The 20,863-nt window shown below is 60.6% G+C and carries 18 protein-coding genes; 13 read left to right on the plus strand and 5 right to left on the minus strand.

Annotated features, from left to right (window positions below):
- The first annotated feature begins 22 nt into the window (after window positions 1-22).
- Complete coding sequence (locus tag G5195_RS10960; protein WP_421236133.1) at window positions 23-2,125, plus strand: sensor histidine kinase; 2,103 nt, start codon at window positions 23-25, stop codon at window positions 2,123-2,125.
- Between the two features lie 80 nt (window positions 2,126-2,205).
- Here the strand turns inward: G5195_RS10960 and G5195_RS10965 are convergent, their stop codons facing one another.
- Window positions 2,206-3,072, minus strand: coding sequence for a substrate-binding domain-containing protein (locus G5195_RS10965; RefSeq protein ID WP_421236154.1), 867 nt, complete (start codon window positions 3,070-3,072; stop codon window positions 2,206-2,208).
- 15 nt (window positions 3,073-3,087) lie between these two features.
- Window positions 3,088-3,945, minus strand: coding sequence for a formate dehydrogenase accessory sulfurtransferase FdhD (locus G5195_RS10970; protein ID WP_194495984.1), 858 nt, complete (start codon window positions 3,943-3,945; stop codon window positions 3,088-3,090).
- A 133-nt stretch (window positions 3,946-4,078) separates the two neighbouring features.
- Between G5195_RS10970 and G5195_RS10975 the strand changes: the two genes are divergently transcribed.
- The 10 genes from G5195_RS10975 (at window position 4,079) to G5195_RS11020 (ending at window position 14,194) form a co-directional block, all read left to right on the plus strand.
- Complete coding sequence (locus G5195_RS10975) at window positions 4,079-4,741, plus strand: hypothetical protein (RefSeq protein ID WP_421236134.1); 663 nt, start codon at window positions 4,079-4,081, stop codon at window positions 4,739-4,741.
- Window positions 4,742-5,181: 440 nt separating this feature from the next.
- Window positions 5,182-5,736, plus strand: coding sequence for a DUF3305 domain-containing protein (locus tag G5195_RS10980; protein WP_421236135.1), 555 nt, complete (start codon window positions 5,182-5,184; stop codon window positions 5,734-5,736).
- Complete coding sequence (locus G5195_RS10985) at window positions 5,729-6,331, plus strand: DUF3306 domain-containing protein (RefSeq protein ID WP_421236136.1); 603 nt, start codon at window positions 5,729-5,731, stop codon at window positions 6,329-6,331. Before G5195_RS10980 ends, G5195_RS10985 begins: the two co-directional genes overlap by 8 nt.
- A gap of 103 nt (window positions 6,332-6,434) precedes the next feature.
- Entirely contained in the window at window positions 6,435-8,192 is a 1,758-nt protein-coding gene (locus G5195_RS10990) for a 4Fe-4S binding protein (protein WP_421236137.1), read from the plus strand.
- Between the two features lie 10 nt (window positions 8,193-8,202).
- Entirely contained in the window at window positions 8,203-8,820 is a 618-nt protein-coding gene (locus G5195_RS10995; protein ID WP_204383791.1) for a TorD/DmsD family molecular chaperone, read from the plus strand.
- 101 nt (window positions 8,821-8,921) lie between these two features.
- A complete protein-coding gene (locus G5195_RS11000) occupies window positions 8,922-9,125 on the plus strand; it encodes a transcriptional initiation protein Tat (protein ID WP_005303194.1) in 204 nt (67 codons plus the stop codon).
- A 23-nt stretch (window positions 9,126-9,148) separates the two neighbouring features.
- The gene (locus tag G5195_RS11005) at window positions 9,149-12,025 is read left to right on the plus strand and encodes a formate dehydrogenase subunit alpha (protein ID WP_421236138.1); all 2,877 of its coding nucleotides are present in this window, start codon (window positions 9,149-9,151) and stop codon (window positions 12,023-12,025) included.
- Between the two features lie 4 nt (window positions 12,026-12,029).
- Complete coding sequence (gene fdh3B / locus G5195_RS11010) at window positions 12,030-12,656, plus strand: formate dehydrogenase FDH3 subunit beta (protein WP_005334799.1); 627 nt, start codon at window positions 12,030-12,032, stop codon at window positions 12,654-12,656.
- Window positions 12,653-13,624 carry a formate dehydrogenase subunit gamma gene (locus G5195_RS11015; protein WP_421236139.1) on the plus strand — a complete coding sequence of 324 codons (972 nt, stop codon included), beginning with the start codon at window positions 12,653-12,655 and terminating at the stop codon, window positions 13,622-13,624. Before fdh3B ends, G5195_RS11015 begins: the two co-directional genes overlap by 4 nt.
- Window positions 13,625-13,783: 159 nt before the next feature.
- A complete protein-coding gene (locus G5195_RS11020; RefSeq protein ID WP_236396759.1) occupies window positions 13,784-14,194 on the plus strand; it encodes a DNA breaking-rejoining protein in 411 nt (136 codons plus the stop codon).
- 87 nt (window positions 14,195-14,281) lie between these two features.
- Here the strand turns inward: G5195_RS11020 and G5195_RS11025 are convergent, their stop codons facing one another.
- Window positions 14,282-15,046, minus strand: coding sequence for a substrate-binding periplasmic protein (locus G5195_RS11025; RefSeq protein WP_279463486.1), 765 nt, complete (start codon window positions 15,044-15,046; stop codon window positions 14,282-14,284).
- Between the two features lie 274 nt (window positions 15,047-15,320).
- Here G5195_RS11025 and G5195_RS11030 point away from each other — a divergent pair, with 274 nt between their 5' ends.
- Window positions 15,321-17,036, plus strand: coding sequence for an NAD-dependent malic enzyme (locus G5195_RS11030; protein WP_058055721.1), 1,716 nt, complete (start codon window positions 15,321-15,323; stop codon window positions 17,034-17,036).
- An 89-nt stretch (window positions 17,037-17,125) separates the two neighbouring features.
- On the opposite strand, the gene G5195_RS11035 is transcribed toward G5195_RS11030, so the two are convergent.
- Both G5195_RS11035 and G5195_RS11040 read right to left on the minus strand, forming a co-directional pair.
- On the minus strand, window positions 17,126-17,467 hold the full coding sequence (locus tag G5195_RS11035; protein ID WP_180343416.1) for an RT0821/Lpp0805 family surface protein: 342 nt from the start codon (window positions 17,465-17,467) through the stop codon (window positions 17,126-17,128).
- Window positions 17,464-18,795 (minus strand): hypothetical protein, encoded by a 1,332-nt coding sequence (locus tag G5195_RS11040; protein ID WP_421236140.1) that lies wholly within the window; start codon window positions 18,793-18,795, stop codon window positions 17,464-17,466. The genes G5195_RS11035 and G5195_RS11040 overlap by 4 nt, the downstream gene beginning before the upstream one ends.
- A gap of 305 nt (window positions 18,796-19,100) precedes the next feature.
- Here G5195_RS11040 and G5195_RS11045 point away from each other — a divergent pair, with 305 nt between their 5' ends.
- Window positions 19,101-20,339 carry a uracil-xanthine permease family protein gene (locus G5195_RS11045; protein WP_005334784.1) on the plus strand — a complete coding sequence of 413 codons (1,239 nt, stop codon included), beginning with the start codon at window positions 19,101-19,103 and terminating at the stop codon, window positions 20,337-20,339.
- The last annotated feature ends 524 nt before the right edge of the window (window positions 20,340-20,863 follow it).

Here is a 20,863-nt window from a genome sequence, read left to right on the forward strand (position 1 = left end):
AGGCTGACTGGATGGGGTGGCGATGAAGCTGACCCTACTCTCCCGCTGCATGCGCGCCCTGTTGCCCCGTTGCGTCCGCACCAAAGTGCGCTGGCGTCTGCTGCTGCTCACCTCGGTACCCATCATGCTCACTCTGGTGGGCATGATCGCGCTCACCCTCTACTGGACTCTAACCTACAGCTGGCAGAACCTGCTCACCACGGTGCGCAGCGATCTCGGGGTGGCCCACCACGCCATCACGGTGCAGCAGCAGCGCCAGACCGAGCATCTCGAGCATCTGCGCGATGCCTGGGCCTTTCAGCTGCGGCTGCGGGAATCGCCGGATCAGCTGCATGACTGGGTGATGCCGCTGGCGGCCAACTATGGTCTCGATTTTCTGCGCTTGCGCCGTGGCCCCGAGCTGGATCAGCTGACGGCGCAGGAGCGGGCCGCCCTCACGGCCGGGCGCAGCGTCAGCCACTTTGTGGTCTGGTCGCAGCAGGAGATGCTCGCTCTCTCCCCGCAACTGGCCAAGCGGGCCGTGCTGTGGCAGCGGGATGGCACCAGGGTGGTGGAGGACAGGGGGCTGATCAGTCTGTCATTGACGCCTGTGATGGGCCGCGACGGCTCCCTTTGGGCCTTGCTGGAGGGGGGCGAGCTTGTCAACGGCAGCACCCGGCTGGTGGATGAGCTCAAGGGGCAGGTGTTTGCCAAAAATACCCTGCCGGATGGCAGCGTTGGCACCGTCACCCTGTTTCTCGACGATCTGCGGGTGAGCACCAACGTACCGGTCAGCAGTAGCCGTCAGGTGGGTCGGGCGGTGGGTACCCGGGTCTCGCCGCCAGTGCGCGAACAGGTACTGGGGCGAGGGGAGATGTGGGTTGACCGTGCCTTCGTTCACGACGCCTGGTATGTCTCGGGTTACGAGCCGCTGCTGGGAGCCAGGGGCGAGCGGCTCGGCATGCTCTATGTGGGCTTTCTCGAGTGGCCCATCATCCGCACCTACCTCACCAATCTGGTGGAGCTGGGCTCCGGCGTGGTGCTGCTGTTGCTGCTCTCCGGCCTGCTGGTCTATCGCGGCGCGCGGGATCTCTTCTCCCCCATCGAGCGGATGCACAAGGTGGTGCGGCAGGTGCAGGCCGGGGAGTCCGCTCGCATCGGCCCGCTGGCACTCGATCCCGACCACGAGCTGGCCCAGCTCGGTCGCCAGTTCGACGCCATGCTGGATAGGCAAGAAGCGCATCAGCAGCAGATGGCCCGTAGCGCCGATGAGCTGGAGCAGAAGGTGGCCGAGCGCACCCAAAGCCTCGAGCAGAAGACCGCCGAGCTGGAAGATCATATCCATATGCTGACCGAGGCGCGCCAGCAGCTGCTGATCAGCGAGAAGCTGGCGGCCCTTGGCGAGCTTTCGGCCGGTGTGGCCCACGAGATCAACAACCCGCTGGCGGTGATCCTCGGCAATGTGGAGCTGATGAAGCTGGAGCTGGGGGCGGCGGCCGAGCCGGTCAGCGAGGAGCTGGCGCTGGTGCTGGCCCAGATCGAGCGCATTCGTGCCATCACCCGCAGCCTGCTGCAATATTCGCGCCCCGGCGATTACGAGACGGCGCCTGTGTGGCAGCACCTCAACCCCATCATCGAGGAGAGCCTGACCCTAGTGCGCTCTGCCCTGCGTCAGCAGCAGGTGGAGCTGGTGGCCGATCTCAAGGCCCAGCAGCCCATTGAGGCAGATCGACAGCAGTTGCTGCAGGTTCTGATAAACCTCTTGGTCAACGCCAGCCACGCGCTGGGGGAGCAGGGGGAGATCCGGGTCGAGAGCCGCGACTGGTTCGATGAACTGGGTCAGCTGCGCGGGGCAGAAGTGCGGGTGATCGACAACGGCAGCGGCATCGAGGCGGCCATTATCGACAAGATCTTCGACCCCTTCTTCACCACCCGCGCCACCGGCACCGGGCTGGGGCTGGCCCTGAGCCACCGCATCATCAGTCGCTGGGGTGGGGAGCTCTTGGTGGACTCCACCCCGGGGCAGGGGAGCTGCTTTACCGTGCGGCTGCGCAGCCACGCCCTGTTGCCCCGCGGCAGCGAGCCCGCGAAACTGGAAGGGTGGCGCATCGCCCTCAATGCCGAGGGGCGTGAGACAGGGGATTGATCTCGTTATCAAAAAGCCCGTGATAAAAACAGCCCGTCAACATGGTTGGCGGGCTGTTTTGTCGGTGGGTGAGTGGTTATTTACTGCGGACTCCACACCAGCTTGCCGCTTTGGCTCAGGTCATAGCCGCCGAGGCGAGCCGCCAGCTCACGCCCCTCGGGGGATTGCAGCCAGCCGATCAGCTGTTGCAGCAGGGTGCGAAAGAAGACTCCTTGCGGCATCACCAGATCGAAGCACTCCTGCGACAGCGGCATAAAGCCGAGGCCAAACTCGGTGGCGGTGCTCTGGGCGCCGGGCCCGACGTCCGCATCGCCACGGCTGATGGCGGCGGCCAGCTCCCGCTCGCTGTTGACCTCGAGGGGGCGCTCCAGCCGGGTCAGCGACTCGCCTTGCGTTTGCAGCCACTCCTGCAGAGCGCGCTGGCTGCCAGCCCCCTCTTGGCGCATGGCCCAGCGCCAGTCGAGCGCCTCTTTCGCCTCCTTGGGTTGCAGCCCTTGCCGCAGCACCAGCCCCTGCACCCGCCTGAATCCATGAACGATCACCCATTGCCGGTGGCCCTGATACTGCTGCACCAGCGCCGGGTGGCGCAGGTGCGCCTCCTCGGCCTGCCCCCAGTGGATGGCGCAGAGATCCACATGGCCGCGTGCCAGCATCGCCAGCCCCTGACGGGTGCCGCACGGGGTGTAGCCCACCAGTGCCTGGGTGCCGAGCTGCTGGGCCAAGCGGCTGCTGGCGTAGTGGAGCAGCACATCGTCCGAGCCTGCCAGCAGCAGCCGGTCGTTCATCACCCCCTCGTGGCAACTGCCGAGCAGCCAGCGGTCGAGCAGGGAGCGGGGAAACAGCCACTTGCCGGTCGCCTTGGTGGCGGGGATACGCGCCTCGTTGGCGAGCTGGTAGACCTTCTTCTCGTTGAGATCGAGGTATTCCGCCACCTGCTTCACGTTCATAAACTCGTTCATGGTTTAATCCCGCATCCCGCGACCGGCCGAACCGGGCGCCAGCACCGGTGGCTTCTCGTCCAGCACCATATGGTCGTGGCCGCTGAATACCTCGAAGTGGCGCCCCTTGGCGCGGGCAATCATGGTGATGCCGAGCTGGCGGGCGAGATCCAGCCCCATCTGGGTGACACCGGAGCGCGACAGCAGCACCGGAATGCCCATCTGCGCCACCTTGATCACCATCTCCGAGGTGAGCCGCCCGGTGGTGTAGAAGATCTTGTCGTGGCCACTCTCGCCGCGCATCCATAGCTCGCCCGCCAGGGTATCCACCGCATTGTGGCGTCCCACATCCTCGACAAAGGAGAGGATTTCGCTACCGCGACAGATGGCGCAGCCATGGACGGCACCGGCCATCTTGTAGGTTTCGTTATGGGCCGACAGGGCTTTCAGCAGGGCGTAGAGGGTGCTCTGTTTAAGCTCGGGCGCCGCCAAAACCACCCCTTCGAGCTTCTTCATCACGCTGCCATACATGGTGCCCTGACCGCAGCCGGAGGTGACCGTCTTCTTCTCCAGTGACTTGTCGAGATCGGCGGCCTGCTGGCTGCTCACCACGGCGGCGGCCTCGCTCTCCCAGTCGACGATCACCGACTCGATGGCCGAGATATCCTCGATAAAGCCCTGATTTTTCAGATAACCCAGCACCAGCGCCTCGGGGCGGGCCCCCAGCGTCATCAGGGTTACTATCTCCTTCCAGTTGAGGTAGACCGTCAGTGGCCGCTCACAGGCGATTTGGCGGGTGTTCATCGTGCCCTGTTCATCCATCACCTCGACGGCCATGGTGAGCTGGGCGGCAGCATTGCTTTTGATAAAGGTCGGTGTCATGGGCCCCTCGCGACCGGTTGCCGGGATCTAAGGGGAGGGATACAGCAAGTTTTGTTCCAGATTAGTAGAATACGTTGTAAAGTCAGGGTGTATATGCTCGCTAATGATATTGAATGATGTTCAAAGAGGTATTATGGAGTTGATATATAACATCATCAAAGAAAACCCTGATTATTTTACTTGGGTTTTTTGCTTGATTAATGTTCTTTGGGGTTTGTTTATGTATTTTAATAAGCAGAGCCATGAAAAAGCCATAGAGGAAATCAAACATGGCTTTTCTTTAGATATCGAGAGAAGAAGGGCTGTCTTTGAGTTAAAAGTAAATCAATATGAAATGTATGTCTCTCGCCTGGATGATTTCGGGAGAAAGTTCCAAGTTAATATGCGAGAGGTTATGGAACCCGTATATAATAAATACTTCAAAGATTACTTAGATGCTTCTCTCTCTGAAAACAAAGATAAAGAACGAGAGGTTATATGTTGGCTTAATTCAAAAATATCAGAGGTTATGCGCTCTGGCTCAGATGATTTATTGATGTTATATGCAGAATCCAACAAGCTTAAATTAACTGCTTCTGACGAAATGCTTGCAACTTTCTCCAGATTAGAAGCTTTGACAAAAGCTACAGTAGATAAGTCACATGAGTTCATGTCAAATTTATTAGATATCATCATAAACAAAAATAATGATTTGGCTATAAAGCTTCAGAGTGAACTATCAGAATTGGCAATAGAAACACAATCGACATCTAAAGAGTTAATGAGTCAGATGCGCAAAGAGTTACAGAACATATAAGTTAGGTTGTCTATGACCTAAGTTTAATCACCGAAAAAGAGATGTCTACATTACGAATTTATATCTTGTGTGATAGGTTTAATCGTAGGTTGGTGCTGAATGAAGTGAAGCCCAACGTTTACCGCGAACACCTTATCAAGGCAATAATCGGATAATTCAGCGTTATTCGATTATTGCCATTCCCTCGATCAGATACACAGGCTGATTGGTTTTACTCCGCATGTTGGGCTTCGCTCTGCACCAACCTACGCCCGCGCCAACCCATACTCCGCATGACAGGCCAACCCGCAGCAATGCCTCCATCAACTACCAAACCTGCCTTGGCCCCACTCTTGCTAAGTCTTATCCCATTGATGGCCGTGGCCGCCCTGAATCTGTTGCTCTGATCCGCCCCGAACGGGGTGAATCACGGGGGAGGGCGGCCCGGCAGAGACCTTCTGATGGGAGCCGTGACAGTGCAAGACACCACCAATACCTTGCCCCCGCAGCGCTGGCTGCAACTGGAGTTAAAGGCCATCGACAGCCAGGTTGGCCGCTGGCAGAGCCGCCGTTTCGAGATTGCGGCGCTTCATCCCGCCGAGCCCGAGGCGGCCGGTGCCTTGCCCCTTACCCTGTTTCGCGATGAGCGGGGGGATTATCGCTTCAATCTGAGCTCCGGCTCGCCTCGCCTCTTTGTGACCGGAAGCCGCGTGGACAGTGGCTTTGTGGCCGATGGTCTGACCCTGAGCCAGACCGTGGCCGCCGCCTATATGGATGGCGAGCGGCAGGTGCTCTCCTGCCCGCTGCCCGAGGCGCTGCAAGCCTGGGTGGAGGCCTTTATCGGTCGCCACGGCGAGCTGCTGGAGGCCCGCCGTAAGGGCAAGAAGGGCAAGGGACGGGCGCAGGATCAGCTGGGGGTTGATAGCCAAGATCAAGCCAGCTGTGGCGCCGTTAAAGCTACCGGCCCCGATGGCCGCGAGCGTGGCAGTGACAGCGGAAATCGCGCCCATGAGTGAGTTCCTCAAACGCTGGTCGTCTCGCAAGAGTGAGGCGCGCAAGCATCAGGTATTGCAGCCACGGGAAGAGGTTAGCCCCGAGGCTGTTGCCACCCCCATCGAAGGCAGTGGCGAAACTGAAACTCCAGATGCCGCGCTGGATAGCCCCGTAGTCAGCACTGACAAGGGGAGTAGTGAACCCCTTGCCGTTGAGGGGGCCGAGAGTGGCGAACCGCCGCTAACAACAGCCCCGCCGGGCAAGGCCAAACTCCCGGACAGGGAGGCGCTGCGGGCCATGTTTCGCAGCCACAAGCCGGATGGGCTCGACGACTACACCCAGGATTTCAGCCAGCCCGAATTGCTGCCTGCGGCCCTGACCGCCGGGCTGCGCAACTGGCTGGTGAATCAGGTGACCGCCCCGGAGAGCGAGACGGCCAATCCGGCCAGCGGATCCGCTGAACCGGTGGCGCTTGCCAGCGAACCTGCCGTCGACGAGCCGCAAGGGCTGGCTGATAACCATTCTCAAACCCACACCGACGATCGGGACATTTTGGTTTCCTGTGATGGACAAAATGTCCCAACCAAAGGTGAGGGAATGGCACCCTCAGGATCCTGACTCCCTGTCAGTCACTTTTTTTCCGGGGGAGTTGGCTCGCCTCTTGCTCTCTCGGCTTACCAACAAGCGCCCATCCCATGAGGTGGCGCGCGCAGGAGTGTATGTGAGCACTGAACAAACATTGCCAAATCTGGCCCCAAATCTAGCCTCCAATCTTGCCCATGGGGCGGGGGCGGCCGAGCATAACGCGCGCGCTCGCGCCTATGCGCTGCAGCATACGGTCAAGACCGACAACCTGATCCCGGCCACTGTCTCATACCAGAGTCAGGGGCGCCTGCTGCTGGTCGGCCCGGAAGATCGGATTCGCCGCGCCGCGAGCCTGCTGCCCGCCGGGGTGAAGCCCACCCTGCTGGTGACCGAAGCGGTCCATGATGCCGAGGCGACAGATCTCGAAACCATTTTCGATGTCACCGCATCCCTCGCGGCCCTGACCCTGCGCGAACCGAGCCTGACAGGGTATCTGGGGCAGTTCCAGCTCACCGGCCTCAATGGGCAGGGTGAGCGAGTTAACCTGGCTGCGCTCTGCTTTCCACAACAAGCGGCTGCTGTTAGTGAACCGCCACGCGAACCGCGCTTCGATCTGGTTGCCGATCTGGGCCGCGCCCCGCTCTTTGCGCTGGAGCGCCCGCCGGTCGGTTATCTGCATCTTGCCGATGACCAAGGGCTGGCCGAACGGCTTGTCGAGATCTGCGCGCTGACCGGTATTTTCGACAAACCTCGCTATTTTCGTCTCGACCCCGAGGCCTGCGCCTTTACCGCCCGCGGCGTGCCCGGTTGCAGCCGCTGCCTCGATGTCTGTCCGACCGATGCCCTCAAGCCCATCAATGGTCGCATCCAGATCGATCCCCATCTCTGTCAGGGCTTTGGCAGCTGCGCCTCTGCCTGTCCGACCGGGGCGATTGCCTATCACCAGCCCGATGCCAACACCAGCGGTGACTACCTGTTCCGATTGCTCAAGCACTACCGGGAGGCGGGCGGCGAAGTGCCTCGACTGCTGATCGCCGGTGAAAACGAGCGCGAATGGGTTGAAGCCGAGCTCACCCGCTTGCCCGCCAACTGGCTGCCGGTCTGGGTGGAGGAGAGCGCGAGTTTAGGCATCGAGAGCTGGTTCGCCGCCCTTGCCTATGGCGCCAGCGCAGTGCGCATTGCGCTCGGTGACGATGCCCCCGCAAGCGTCCGTGCGCTGGTTGAGCGGGAGCTGGCCAGCGCCGCCGTGCTGTTGGCGGGCGCTGGGCTTGCTGCCGATCGCATCGCCCTGTTTAACCCGGATGCCGAACAAGATAAGCCGATCTCCGGTGAACCAGCTCTTGCCCTGCTGGTGAAGCCGCTGAAAGGGGACAAACGGGAAAACCTGTTTGCCGCCTTCGATGCCCTCTGGCAGGCCAACGAAGGGAGCCGCGAGCCGCTGGCGGTGCCCCACGGCGCCCCTTACGGCAGCGTGGAGCTGAAAGACGCAGACTGCACCCTCTGCATGGGCTGCGTGGCGGTCTGCCCGAGCCGCGCCCTGCATGCGGTTGGGCACACGCCGGGTCTCAACTTTATCGAGCAGGATTGCATCCAGTGCGGCATGTGCGAAAAGGCGTGCCCTGAGCAGGCCATTGTACTGGTGCCCCACCTGCAGCCGGTGCCCGAAGCGCGCCGCGCCGTGCAGAGCCTGAAAGCCGAAGAGGCTGCCTGCTGCATTCGCTGCTCCAAGCCGTTCGCGCCCGCCTCGATGATCCGCCGCATCCAGCAAAAACTGGCCGGTCACTCCCACTTCCAGAACGAGGCCGCTCAGCGGCTGCTGATGTGCGAGGACTGTCGGGTCAAGGATGTGTTTGCAGCGCTGGCGGCGGATCCCGTCTCCCAGCTCAAGGTATGAGGGGCCAGTGATGAGTGAACAACATAACGAAGAGGCTGGCGAACTGACCATGACCGAACTGGAACAGAGCAGCGCCGATCTCTACGCCCTGCTGGCGAGTCTCTGGCGCGCCGCCCCCCGTGGCGAACAGCTCGCCTGGCTGCAAGGGTTGCAGCCGATGCCGGGCCCCTTTGCCAGAGGGCTCGGACTGGTGCAGCTGGCGGCGAGTAGCCACCACGAAAACGAGCTTGCCGAGGAGTATCAGGATCTCTTTATCGGGCTGGGGCGCGGGGAGATTGTGCCGTTTGCCTCCTGGTATCTCACCGGCTCATTGATGGAGCTGCCGCTGGCGGTATTGCGCGCAGATCTGCAGTCCCTCGGTTTCGAGCGCCAGAGCGGAGTGTGTGAGCCGGAAGATCATCTCGCCGCCCTCTGTGAGGTGATGGCGGTACTGATTGGCGAGCAACACCCGGAGCGCAACCGCTTCTATGAGCGCCACCTTGCCCCCTGGGTACTCGCCTGTTGCCGCGATCAGCAACAGGCGAAAGGGGGCAGCTTCTACCGGGCGGTCGGGGCCCTTGCCGAAGATTTCTTCAAGCTGGAAAACGAATTGCGCCTGCCGTTTGGCGCCTGTGTGGTGACGGGCTGAACGCCCTTATCCACCCATAACAAGACGAATAGACGAGATGTCCCATTGAACACGAAGCTGGCGCGCAGGCGCCGGACATTACAAAAACAGAGGTCACAAGAATGAGCGATGAACAGCTGAAAGACCCGTCCCGCCGCAATCTGATCAAGGGAGTTGGCGTGGTCGCCACCATAGGTGTGCTGGCCGGTGCTACCGGCCGGGTGGTGGGCAAAGAGGTGTTGACCCACGACACCGAGCCTGACAAGGGCTATCGGGAGACCCCCCATGTTCACGACTTTTATCGCACCCTGCGCGGCACCGACTGAGCCGGATCAGTGAAGGAGAACTCATGAAACTGACAAAACGTGCCGAGCAGCCCCAGGCGGGCGAGCAGGGCAATGAGGCCATTCGCGGTCAGGGGCTGACCCGCCGCGCCTTTATGGTCAACTCGGGTCTGGTAGCCGGTGGCGCCGTGGCCGCCGGTTGGCTGGCCCCTGCCATGATGCAGCGGGCCGAGGCCAAAACCGTGGCGGCCGGGGTGCCGGTCGAGGTGAAGCGTACCATCTGTTCCCACTGCTCGGTGGGCTGCGGCGTCTATGCCGAGGTGCAAAACGGCGTCTGGACCGGTCAGGAGCCGGCCTTTGATCACCCCTTCAACCTTGGCGGTCACTGCGCCAAGGGGGCGGCCCTGCGCGAGCATGGCCACGGTGAGCGTCGCCTCAAGTACCCGATGAAGCTGGTGGGCGGCAAGTGGCAGCGCATCAGCTGGGATCAGGCCATCGAAGAGGTGGGCAACGAAGTGCTGCGCCTGCGCAAGGAGTCCGGCCCCGACAGCGTCTACTGGCTCGGCTCCGCCAAGCACTCCAACGAGCAGGCCTACCTGTTTCGCAAGATGGCGTCCCTGTGGGGCACCAACAACGTGGATCACCAGGCGCGGATCTGCCACTCCACCACGGTCGCCGGCGTTGCCAACACCTGGGGCTATGGCGCCATGACCAACAGCCTGAACGACATGCACAACAGCAAGTCGATCATGTTTATCGGCTCCAACCCGGCGGAGGCCCACCCGGTCGCCATGCAGCACATTCTGCTGGCAAAAGAGCGCAACGGCTGCAAGATCCTGGTGGTTGACCCGCGCCGCACCCGCACCGCCGCCAAGGCTGACATGTACCTCTCCCTGCGTCCGGGCACCGACGTCGCCTTTATCTGGGGCATGCTCTGGCACATCTTCAAGAACGGTTGGGAAGATAAAGAGTTCATCCGCACTCGCGTCTATGGCATGGACGAGGTGCAAAAAGAGGTGGCGCGCTGGACCCCGGCCGAAGTGGAGCGGGTGACCGGCCTCAACGAGCAGCAGGTCCATGGCGCTGCCAAGCTGTTGGCCGACAACCGCCCCGGCTGCGTGGTCTGGTGCATGGGCGGTACCCAGCACACCACAGGCAACAACAACACCCGCGCTTACTGCATCCTCGAACTGGCCCTCGGCAACGTGGGCAAGAGCGGGGCGGGCACCAACATCTTCCGCGGTCACGACAACGTGCAGGGGGCCACCGATTTTGGCGTCACCTCCGACTCTCTGCCCGGCTACTACGGGCTGGAAGAGGGCTCCTGGAAGCACTGGGCCCGGGTGTGGGATGTGGATTACGAGTGGATCAAGGCCCGTTTCGACAACAAGGCCTACAACGGCAAGTTGCCGATGAACAATAACGGCATTCCGGTCTCCCGCTGGGTGGACGGGGTGCTGGAGAACGCCGATCTCATCGAGCAGGGCTCCAACATCCGCGCCATGTTCTACTGGGGCCATGCGGTCAACTCCCAGACTCGCGGCCCCGAGATGAAGAAGGCGATGCAAAAGCTCGACATGATGGTGATTGTCGACCCGTACCCTACCGTTGCCGCCGTCATGAACGATCGCACCGACGGCGTCTACCTGCTGCCGGCCACCACCCAGTTCGAAACCTATGGTTCCGTCACCGCCACCAACCGCTCCATGCAGTGGCGTGACAAGGTGATAGAACCCCTGTTCGAATCCAAGGTCGACCACGAGATCATGTATCTCCTGAGCAAGAAGCTTGGCTTTGCCGACCAGCTGTTCAAGCACATCAAGGTAGAGAACAACCAGCCACTGCTGGAAGACATCACCCGCGAGTACAACCGCGGCATGTGGAGCGTGGGCTACACCGGCCAGAGCCCGGAGCGGCTCAAGGCGCACCAGCAGAACTGGCACACCTTCCACAAGACCAACCTCAAGGCCGAAGGCGGCCCGGTCAGTGGCGAAGTGTATGGTCTGCCGTGGCCCTGCTGGGGTACCCCGGAGATGAAGCACCCCGGCAGCCACATCCTCTACGACACCAGTATTCCGGTCTCGGAAGGGGGCGGTGGTTTCCGTGCCCGTTTCGGCATCGAGTATCAGGGCGTCTCGCTGCTCGCCGAAGACTCCTGGCCGAAGGGAAGTGAAGTAGAAGACGGCTATCCCGAGATCACTGCCGACCTGCTGAAGCAGCTTGGCTGGTGGGATGAGCTGACCGAGGCCGAGAAAAAAGAGGCCGAGGGCAAGAACTGGAAGACCGATCTCTCCGGCGGTATCCAGCGGGTCGCCATCAAGCACGGCTTTGTGCCGTATGGCAACGCCAAGGCGCGCTGCGTGGTGTGGACCTTCCCGGATCAGGTGCCCAAGCACCGCGAGCCGCTCTACACCCCGCGCCGGGATCTGCTGGCCGACTACGCCACCTGGCCTGATTCGAAGAGCCTGTGGCGCCTGCCGACCCAGTACGCCTCGGTGCAGGAGAAGGATGTCAGCAAGGAGTTCCCCATCATCCTCACCTCCGGTCGTCTGGTGGAGTATGAGGGAGGGGGCGACGAGACCCGCTCCAACCCCTGGCTGGCTGAATTGCAGCAGGAGATGTTCGTTGAGATGAACCCGGCGGACGCCAACGACGTCGGCGTGCGTGACGGTCAGGATGTGTGGGTCGAGGGGCCGGAAGGGGGCAGGGTCAAGGTGAAGGCACTGGTGACCCCGCGGGTCAAACCGGGGCTCGCCTTTATGCCGTTCCACTTCGGCGGCCACTTCGAGGGCAAGGATCTGCGATCCAAATATCCGGAAGGGTCTGATCCCTATGTGCTGGGGGAGTCGGTCAACATAGTCACCACCTATGGCTATGACCCGGTCACCCAGATGCAGGAGACCAAGGTCACCCTGTGCCGTTTTCGCAAAGTAGGAGCCTGATCCCATGGCCAGAATGAAATTCATGTGTGACACCAAGCGCTGCATCGAGTGCAATGGCTGTGTGACGGCGTGCAAGAACGAGAACGACGATGCCCTCGAGTGGGGCATCCAGCGCCGCCGGGTGGTGACCCTCAACGACGGCCTGCCGGGGGAGACCTCCATTTCGGTCGCCTGCATGCACTGCACCGACGCCCCCTGCATGGCGGTCTGCCCGGCCGACTGCTTCTATCACACCGACGACGGCATCGTGCTGCACAACAAGGATCTATGCATCGGTTGTGGCTACTGCCTGTTTGCCTGCCCGTTCGGGGCGCCCCAGTTCCCGAAGACCGCCGCCTTTGGCGATCGGGGCAAGATGGACAAGTGCACCTTCTGTGCCGGCGGCCCGGAAGAGGATCACAGCGAGGCGGAGCGCCAGAAGTACGGTGCCAACCGCATCGCCGAGGGCAAGCTGCCGATGTGTGCCGAGCTCTGCTCCACCAAGGCACTGCTGGCAGGGGATGCGCAGGTCATCTCCGACATCTTCCGCGAGCGGGTCGCCTATCGCGGTGCCAAGGATGCGGCCTGGGGTAACGGCGATGAGCTGTTCCACGACGCCAGCAAGCTGAACAAGCAGGGAGGGGCGGCATGAAAACCTGGCTAATGGCCCTGTTTGCTGCCCTGCTGCTGGTGAGTACCGCAAGTTTCGCCGATGCCGAGAAAGAGACGGTCGGCTTTGCCGGCGCCGATTACTGGCGGGCGGTGAAGGATGGGCAGGAGGGGGTGACCACCTCCCGCTCGCCGGAGCACGGGGTGCTTATCTCGGTGCCGGGCCAGCTCTGGTTCGAGGTGAAGACCAAGTGGGTGTCGCCGCTGGGTGCCATCGCCATCTTCGGATCGCTTGCCATGTGCGGCCTGATGTATCTGGTAGTGGGGCAGACCAAGCTCTCCAAGCCGCGCACCGGGCGCAAGCTCAAGCGCTGGAGCAGGCTGGATCGAGCGCTGCACTGGACCACGGCGGCCATGTTCCTGACCCTGTCCGGGTCGGGGCTGGCCATCATCTACGGCAAGTACTTCATCAAGCCGGTGGTGAGCCTCGGGGTGTGGGAGAACTGGATCTGGTTTGCCAAGGTGTTCCACAACTATGTGGGGCCGCTCTTCTTCCTCTGCCTGATGGGGGTGCTCATCAAGTGGTTCCGCCACAACATCGTCAACATGGTGGATGTGAAGTGGTTCATGAAGTTTGGCGGCATGCTCGGCAAGCACAAGGGAAGCCACCCCTCGGCTGGCTTCTCCAACGGTGGCGAGAAGGCGATCTTCTGGTTGCTGATCTGGTTTGGCGGCATTGTGGTGGCGACCGGGTTGTTCCTCGATTTCCCCATCTTCGGCCAGCTGCGCCGCCAGATGGAGTGGGCCAGTTTTATCCATATCGTAGGCGCCTTGATCCTTATCTGCGGCTTTATCTTCCATATCTATATGGGCCTGTTCCAGCTGGAAGGGGCGCTGGAGGGGATGGTGACCGGCGAGGTGGACGAGACCTGGGCCAAGGAGCACCACGACCTATGGTATGAAGAGGTGAAGCACACCCTCGATGAGCCCAAGGCGGGGAAATCAAGCTGATGGTCGACAAAGAATAAAGAGAAGGGGCGCTGCGGCGCCCCTTTTGATGGCGGGTCGATGGTGATGGCAAATTGATTGAACGATGCCGCAAACGGCGATGGTTTTTTGGGCCACCTTGAGCAACAGTAACAGGGGTTCCATTCACACAAGGGATGACAAATGATGAGAAAAGCATGGCTGGCAGCGGTATGTGCATCTGCGCTCTTCGGTGGTATTGCGGGCGTGGCGCAGGCGGCTGACGGGATCAAGACCCAGCAGGTGCAGTTCAAGAAGGGGGAGTCAGGGGCGACTATCAACGGCACTATTCAGGGTAGCCAGACCCTCGATTACAAGCTGACGGCCAACAAGGGCCAGAGCATGGTGGTGATCCTGACCGGCAAGCCCTACTTCAATATTTTGCCGCCGGGCAGCAAGGGGGAGGCGATCTTTGTTGGCTCGCGTGACGGGAACAACTTTGAGGCAACCCTGCCTGCCAAGGGCACTTATACCATTCGGGTCTACCAGATGGGGGCTGCCGAGAGCAGCAAGGCCAAGACGTCGTTCAAGCTGGAGGTGGGCATCAGCGGCTAATGCCGGCCGCTGACAAGCATCACAGAGGTGGTGGCCACAAAGGGCCGCCACCGTTGTTTTATCCCCTCTGTTTTTGCCTCGCCAAGGTCAATATTCCCCCCGGGCCAGCCGCTCGAAGTAGCGCTGATAACGTCCGCTGGCGATGGCCTGCTGCAACAGCTGATTGAACTGATCCCGCAGTTTGGCTGAATCCGGCATCTTGCGCGGGAACATCACGAAGCTGTCGTTGCGCAGAAAAGGGGTCTGACTGTGGGTGATGAGTGCCGCGCTGGCGGGATCGAGCTGGCTCTGCAACTCGGCCAGACCGACTCGCAGCTCTTGCGGATAGAGGTCGATCCGCCCGCGCAGCAGCTTGCCGAAATTCTGTTTCACGTCGGTGACTTTCTGTTGGGTTACCTTGCCATCGGCCACCATCTTGTCCAGCTCGGGCCCGTAGCTATAGGCGATATCGCCCCCCAACCGCATGCCGATGATCTGCTCAAGGCGCTCGGCTTGCAGTTGCCGTGATTTGAGGGAGAAGAAGACAAACTGCTCCTGCAGCACCGCTTCGCTGAACAGAAAATCCAGCTCCCGCTCCGGTTTGTGCATCCAGACGGCGGTGGCGTCGTAGAGCTGGCTGTTGGCCGCCAGCGAATAGACCCGGCCCCAGGGGGCGAAGTGGAACTTCACCTGATAGCCCGCCTCCTTGAACAGATCGCTGATGAGGTGGGCCACTGGCCCGTGCTGTTTTGACTGCTCGGAGACGAAAGGGGGCCATTCACCCACGATGATGTTGAGTATCCGGCCCGGTGCGGCGAGAGCCGACTGGCAGGTCAGAAACAACCACAGAGCAAGCAGCGGGATCAGGCGCATGGCTGAAAGAAGGGGACGCAGGCTGGCAGAGGCGAGGGCATCAGATCACTCCCGGCTGTGATGCGGTGAAAGGGGCTGGGTTGCCCGCAATGCTAACATGAGTCTCATTCCTTGCCGTGGATATTTGTCTCGCCGGGGTCGCCGGGCGCCTATTTTGGCCGCAGGGTATGCCCAAGCTCACAAAACCGATCGAGTAAACGTCATATGATTGATTTCATTATGAGTCTTGCTCTCCTGCCGAACGGCAATTTCACGTAAATCAAAGAGAATGACTATGGCTACCGGACAATATCTGCTGTGGAAAGATGCACAGGGACAGGATTTTCGCCCCGTTGCACTGACCGGCACTGATCTGCTTAACAATCGATACCTCAACAAGGGCACGGCCTTCACCGAACAGGAGCGGGCCGATTTTGATCTCGATGGTTTGCTGCCGCCTCAGGTGCAAACTTTTGAAGCCCAGCTCGAGCGAGTGTATGAGGGGTTCAAAAGCGCTTGCAGCGATATCGAGAAGTACCAGAACCTGCGTGCCCTGCAGGATCGCAATGAGACTCTCTTCTATGCCCTGTTGTCACGCCATGTGGAGGAGATGACTCCCTACATCTATACCCCGACCGTGGGCAAGGCGTGTCAGGAGTTCAGCCACCGCTTCCAGAAGCCGCGCGGCCTCTACATCACCCCGGACAACGTGGATGACATGGGCAGTCAGGCCCGCCACTTCGATGCCAAATCGATCCGCATCATAGTCGTCACCGACAGCCAGGGCATTCTGGGGATCGGCGACCAGGGTGTTGGCGGCATGGGCATCCCCATCGGCAAGCTGGCGCTCTATACCCTGGGTGCCGGTATTCACCCCGCCTGCTGCATGCCCATCGCGCTGGATGTGGGCACCGACAACCAGAAACTGCTCGATGACCCCATGTATCTGGGCCGCCCCCATAAGCGCATTCGCGGCAAGGAGTACGAAGAGTTCATCGACAAGTTCGTGCAGGGGGTCAAGCGCCACTTCCCCAATGCCGTGCTGCAGTGGGAAGACTTCAGCAAATCCAATGCCTTCAACAATCTGGCCCGCTACCAGCAGTCACTGCCGTCATTCAACGATGATATTCAGGGCACCGGTGCCGTGGTGCTGGCCGGTATCATAGGCGCGGTCAAGGTCAAGGGGGAGACCCTGGGCCAGCAGAACTATCTGGTCTACGGCGCTGGCGCCGGCGGGGTTGGTGTCGCGGATCAGATCTGCGCGGGGATGATCCGCGAGGGGATGGATCCGCAGGCGGCCCGCGATCGCATCTACATTCTGGATACCCAGGGGCTGGTGTGCGACAACCGGGACGGGCTCGACGAGTACAAGCGTCGCTACGCCAAACCGGGGTTACTGCTGGCGGGTTGGGATACCGAGGTGCCCGGCAAGGCCAATCTGGCCGATGTGCTGCGTCATGTGCCCATTACCGTGTTGCTGGGTACCAGCGGCTCGGGCGGGGCCTTCCAGGAAGAGCACATCCAGCTGATGCTGCAGCATTGCGAGCGCCCCATGGTGTTCCCGCTCTCCAACCCGACCGCCAACTGTGAAGCGCTGCCGGAAGATATCTACCGCTGGAGCAAGGGCAAAGCCATCGTTGCAACCGGTAGTCCGTTCAAGGATGTGAGCTACGAGGGGCAGGAGTTCAGGGTCGGGCAGGGCAACAACGTCTTTATCTTCCCCGGTGTAGGTCTGGCGGCCATCGTTAGCCAGATCCGCGAGATCACGCCCGATGTCTTCACTACCGCCGCCTTTGCGCTGGCTGAGTGCGTGAGTGAGGTTGACCTGGCTAAAGGGGCCGTTTACCCCCGCATTCGCGAGCTGCGCAGCATCTCGGTGCATGTGGCCACCGCCGTGCTCAAGGATATCGTGCGTCGGGACCCCTCCCACCCGCTGATCGGTCAGGATCTGCAGCAGCATATCCTCAACCATATGTGGGAGCCGGTTTACCTGCCCTATCGTCGGGTATAACCGCATATTCACCGCTTGGATAACGGGTCGGTAAAGATGACAAGGGGGTAGCGCTGCTACCCCCTTTCGTTCATCCCCCGTGGCATTCACTAAGTTCGCAATGGCCGCCAGCGCCCTTGCTGATTGCGACAGGCGGTATCCTGCCACTGCTGGCTCGCCTTGCCGATATAGAGTTGCTCGCGATAGTCGCGGCACCACTCCCCACTGGGATGGCGGAAGGTGCGTAGCGGGGTGACGCTGCCCGAGTGACGGTTAGCCGGATTGAACCAGGTGAGGCTTTGCCCTTTGGTACGGGTTTCCAGCGCCTTGGCGAGTGCCTGATTGGCCAGTTGAACATCTGCCTTATCCATCTGATGGTAAAGCGGCGGGGTGTCGACCGTGGCGCAGCCAGTGAGGCCGAGCAGGAGGAGTGGTAACAGATATCGCATTATGGTTGCCCCTGTTGGCGAAAGCCGTTGTTGAGCAGCGCCCGCTCCTGCTCATCGGTAAGCACTTGCTGGCGATCATCGACCGTGCCATCACCTCTTAGTTTATTGCCGTTAGCATCGACAGCATCCACACCGTTGTCATCGACCGTGCCATCGCCCCTGAGTTTGTTGCCATTGGCATCGACGGCATCCACGCCGTTGTCATCGATGGTTCCATCCCCCCTGAGCTTGTTGCCGTTGGCATCGACGGCATCCACGCCGTTGTCATCGATGGTGCCATCACCTCTGAGCTTGTTGCCATTGGCATCGACGGCATCCACGCCGTTGTCATCGATGGTGCCGTCACCTCTGAGCTTATTGCCGTTGGCATCGACGGCATCCACACCGTTGTCATCAACGCCATTGCCAAATCCGCGGCCACCCCCATGGCGTTCTCCCCCTGCATGTTTTTCTCCACCAGCATGCCGTTCACCTCCACCATGCTGCTCTCCGCCGGCATGCTCGCCTTGGCCGCCACTGTCATCGCTGCCCCCATCGCTGTCGCTGCCACCGCCGCTGTTGCTGTTGCTGCCACCGCCACCGCCGCTGTCGCTGCCACCGCCGCTGTCGCTGCCTCCGCCGCTGTTGCTGCCACCACCGCTGTTGCTGCCACCACCGCTGTTGCTGCCACCGTCGCTGTTGCTGCCTCCACCACTGCTGCCCCCACTGCCACCATCGCCATCTTTGTTGTGAACGATCAGCTCATTGGCGATGTAGCTGTGGCTGCCATCGAGCAGCAGATTGAAGAGTGCGGTAGTGGGAGATGCCTCGATCCAGCAGAGTGACTCAACCAGCAGTAATTCCGGCTGGGGTTGCAGGGCCAGATTGCCCGCCACCATGGCAGGTGCCGGGCGACACATTATCTGCATGCCGGTAAATAGCGGCAGCACCGCCAGTTGCGGGTTTTCGGTTCGGGTCATGGCCGGTGAGATGGCCGCCCAGCCCCGAGTGGTCAGCAGAGGGTGCTCTGCGGTAAAGAACGGGGGCAGATCATTGATCCCGTAGAGTCTGCGCTTGCCCAGTATGACCCGTTCGATCGCCAGGATCCGGTTACTGCCGCCGTGCTGATCCAGCACCTGTTCACCGACCCGGAGCGTCTCTATGGGGCGGGTGGAACCATCGGCCATCGTGATGCGAGTGCCGGCGATAAAGCAGGACTTGGCATAGGCCTGATTCATTTGCCACTCATTGTTGGTGAAATCATAACTGAACGGGTTCGCAAACAGGGCGAGTGCGATGGCCGAGCCGATAAGCAATCTGCGCTGGCTGGCCTTGAATGGGGGTTGTGACATGGGGACTCCTTGTCCATCTTGATTCACAGGATCCAGTATAGAGCGCCCCCTGGCGGCGGCATTTTTGACCATGAACACAATAAACATGATGGAAAAACGATTGGCGTTCGTCACAATAATGCGTAAAATCGCATACTCGATGCTTGTAGCAACGAATCCCGCCTAAAAAGCCAGTTTCATGCCCTTCCCAAGCAGTAAAAGGTAACAAATGACGCATTTGTGTTCATTTTGCGCCTTGAAAAAGTCTTGTGATAACTGAAAAGTGATAAATATCCCCATCAGTTATCAAAAAATTAAGGACATCCATGTTTTCCTTAGTCAAGCAAAGTGTCGCCGGGCTGCAAATCCTGTTTGTCGCCTTCGGCGCCATGGTTCTGGTGCCCCTGCTCACCGGATTGAACCCCTCCATGGCCCTGCTTGGCGCCGGTGTGGGCACCCTGTTGTTCCAGCTCTGCACCCGCCGCCAGGTCCCGATTTTCCTCGGCTCCAGCTTTGCCTTCATCGCCCCCATCATCTACGCCACCCAGACCTGGGGATTGCCATCCACCATGTTTGGCCTGTTTGCCGCCGGTTTCATGTATTTCATTCTGGCTGCGCTGATCCGGGCAAAAGGGATGGGGTTTGTGCACAAATTGCTGCCCCCGGTGGTGATTGGCCCGGTGATCATGGTGATCGGTCTTTCTGTGGCGCAGGTTGCCTGCAACATGGCGATGGGCCGTGCCGGTAGTGAGCAGGTAGTACCTGCGGGGACTGCGTTGACGCTGGCCGGTATCTCGCTGGCGGTCACCCTGATTGCAGCTGTGTTCTGCAAGGGGTGGATCAAGCTGATCCCCATCCTGTGCGGCGTGATTGCCGGTTATGTCTCGGCGGTGTTCATGGGCCAGGTGAGTTTCGATGGCATGGTGAACGCCCCCTGGCTGGCGCTGCCCCACTTCGAAACCCCGGAGATCAACTGGGCTGCTGCGTTGTTCATGTTGCCAGTAGCCATCGCCCCCTGTATCGAGCATATCGGTGGCGTGTTGGCGATCGGTGGCGTGACTGGCAAGGATTACACCAAGGATCCGGGTTTGCACCGTACGCTGGCCGGTGACGGTATCGGCGTCTGCTTCGCCGGTTTCATCGGTGGCCCACCCGTGACCACCTACGCCGAAGTGACAGGTGCCGTGATGATCACTCGCAACTTCAATCCGGTCACCATGACCTGGGCTGCGGTGTTTGCCATCATTCTGGCCTTCTTCGGCAAGTTCAATGCGCTGCTTACCTCCATCCCGATGCCGGTTATGGGCGGTATCATGCTGCTGCTGTTCGGATCCATCGCTGCCATCGGTCTCAAGACGCTGGTGGAATCCAAGGTGGATCTGGGACTGTCACGCAATATCGCCATCGTCGCCGTGACTCTGACCGTCGGTGTCGGTGCGCTGGAGATGAAGATTGGCGACTTCGCGCTGGCCGGCGTTGGCCTGGCATCTGTTGCCGCCATCCTGCTCAACCTGATCCTGCCTGCGCACTCCGAAGAGGGTGTGATGGACGCGGCCAAGGATTGAGTTCCACCAGACGTTCATTGTTGATTTGGAGAAGGCCACCTCGCGGTGGCCTTCTGTTCTTCGGGTATCTCGCGCCACTTTTTGGCTCGACGGAGCTCATCTGGAATCTAATCTGGAAGCAGATGAGGGGGTTAGCATTCTCATTTGACGTATCTCTTTTCGTGACCTTAGCTAAAGCACAGGTTTGGCTCTGAGGTCTCCTCGAGCAGTATGGGAAAATGGATGTTGGCGTTTTCTATCATTTCTCTCCCAGACCTCTGTCATAAAACGATGCGCTTTTTCTTTGCCACGGCGCTGTTGTATGGCAGAGGTTTATCCGCCCCACTCCGAACTCCCCTCATGCTGCCCTGGCATGTTTCCACCTCGATTTGTTGTGAGCCTCCCTCGCCGGTTGCGTTTCGTTGCGCACAGGCAAAATCCGGATCTGTTTGCTGCTGCACATGGGTGGGCGGCGAGCCGTGAAAGCCGGCATGACCCCAGCGGGTCAGACGTGCACCGCCATCGGTAACGGCGGATGTTCAGGG

The sequence above is a fragment of the Aeromonas sp. 601039 genome, from assembly GCF_049174415.1.
GTDB lineage: Bacteria > Pseudomonadota > Gammaproteobacteria > Enterobacterales > Aeromonadaceae > Aeromonas > Aeromonas veronii_A.

What these genes read in the sequence shown, in the direction of transcription:
- G5195_RS10960 (WP_421236133.1), top strand. Translation starts at nt 23, where the DNA reads ATGAAGCTGACCCTACTCTCCCGCTGCATGCGCGCCCTGTTGCCCCGT.
- G5195_RS10965 (WP_421236154.1), bottom strand. Translation starts at nt 3,072, where the DNA reads ATGAACGTGAAGCAGGTGGCGGAATACCTCGATCTCAACGAGAAGAAG.
- G5195_RS10970 (WP_194495984.1), bottom strand. Translation starts at nt 3,945, where the DNA reads ATGACACCGACCTTTATCAAAAGCAATGCTGCCGCCCAGCTCACCATG.
- G5195_RS10975 (WP_421236134.1), top strand. Translation starts at nt 4,079, where the DNA reads ATGGAGTTGATATATAACATCATCAAAGAAAACCCTGATTATTTTACT.
- G5195_RS10980 (WP_421236135.1), top strand. Translation starts at nt 5,182, where the DNA reads ATGGGAGCCGTGACAGTGCAAGACACCACCAATACCTTGCCCCCGCAG.
- G5195_RS10985 (WP_421236136.1), top strand. Translation starts at nt 5,729, where the DNA reads ATGAGTGAGTTCCTCAAACGCTGGTCGTCTCGCAAGAGTGAGGCGCGC.
- G5195_RS10995 (WP_204383791.1), top strand. Translation starts at nt 8,203, where the DNA reads ATGAGTGAACAACATAACGAAGAGGCTGGCGAACTGACCATGACCGAA.
- G5195_RS11000 (WP_005303194.1), top strand. Translation starts at nt 8,922, where the DNA reads ATGAGCGATGAACAGCTGAAAGACCCGTCCCGCCGCAATCTGATCAAG.
- G5195_RS11005 (WP_421236138.1), top strand. Translation starts at nt 9,149, where the DNA reads ATGAAACTGACAAAACGTGCCGAGCAGCCCCAGGCGGGCGAGCAGGGC.
- fdh3B (WP_005334799.1), top strand. Translation starts at nt 12,030, where the DNA reads ATGGCCAGAATGAAATTCATGTGTGACACCAAGCGCTGCATCGAGTGC.
- G5195_RS11015 (WP_421236139.1), top strand. Translation starts at nt 12,653, where the DNA reads ATGAAAACCTGGCTAATGGCCCTGTTTGCTGCCCTGCTGCTGGTGAGT.
- G5195_RS11020 (WP_236396759.1), top strand. Translation starts at nt 13,784, where the DNA reads ATGATGAGAAAAGCATGGCTGGCAGCGGTATGTGCATCTGCGCTCTTC.
- G5195_RS11025 (WP_279463486.1), bottom strand. Translation starts at nt 15,046, where the DNA reads ATGCGCCTGATCCCGCTGCTTGCTCTGTGGTTGTTTCTGACCTGCCAG.
- G5195_RS11030 (WP_058055721.1), top strand. Translation starts at nt 15,321, where the DNA reads ATGGCTACCGGACAATATCTGCTGTGGAAAGATGCACAGGGACAGGAT.
- G5195_RS11040 (WP_421236140.1), bottom strand. Translation starts at nt 18,795, where the DNA reads ATGTCACAACCCCCATTCAAGGCCAGCCAGCGCAGATTGCTTATCGGC.
- G5195_RS11045 (WP_005334784.1), top strand. Translation starts at nt 19,101, where the DNA reads ATGTTTTCCTTAGTCAAGCAAAGTGTCGCCGGGCTGCAAATCCTGTTT.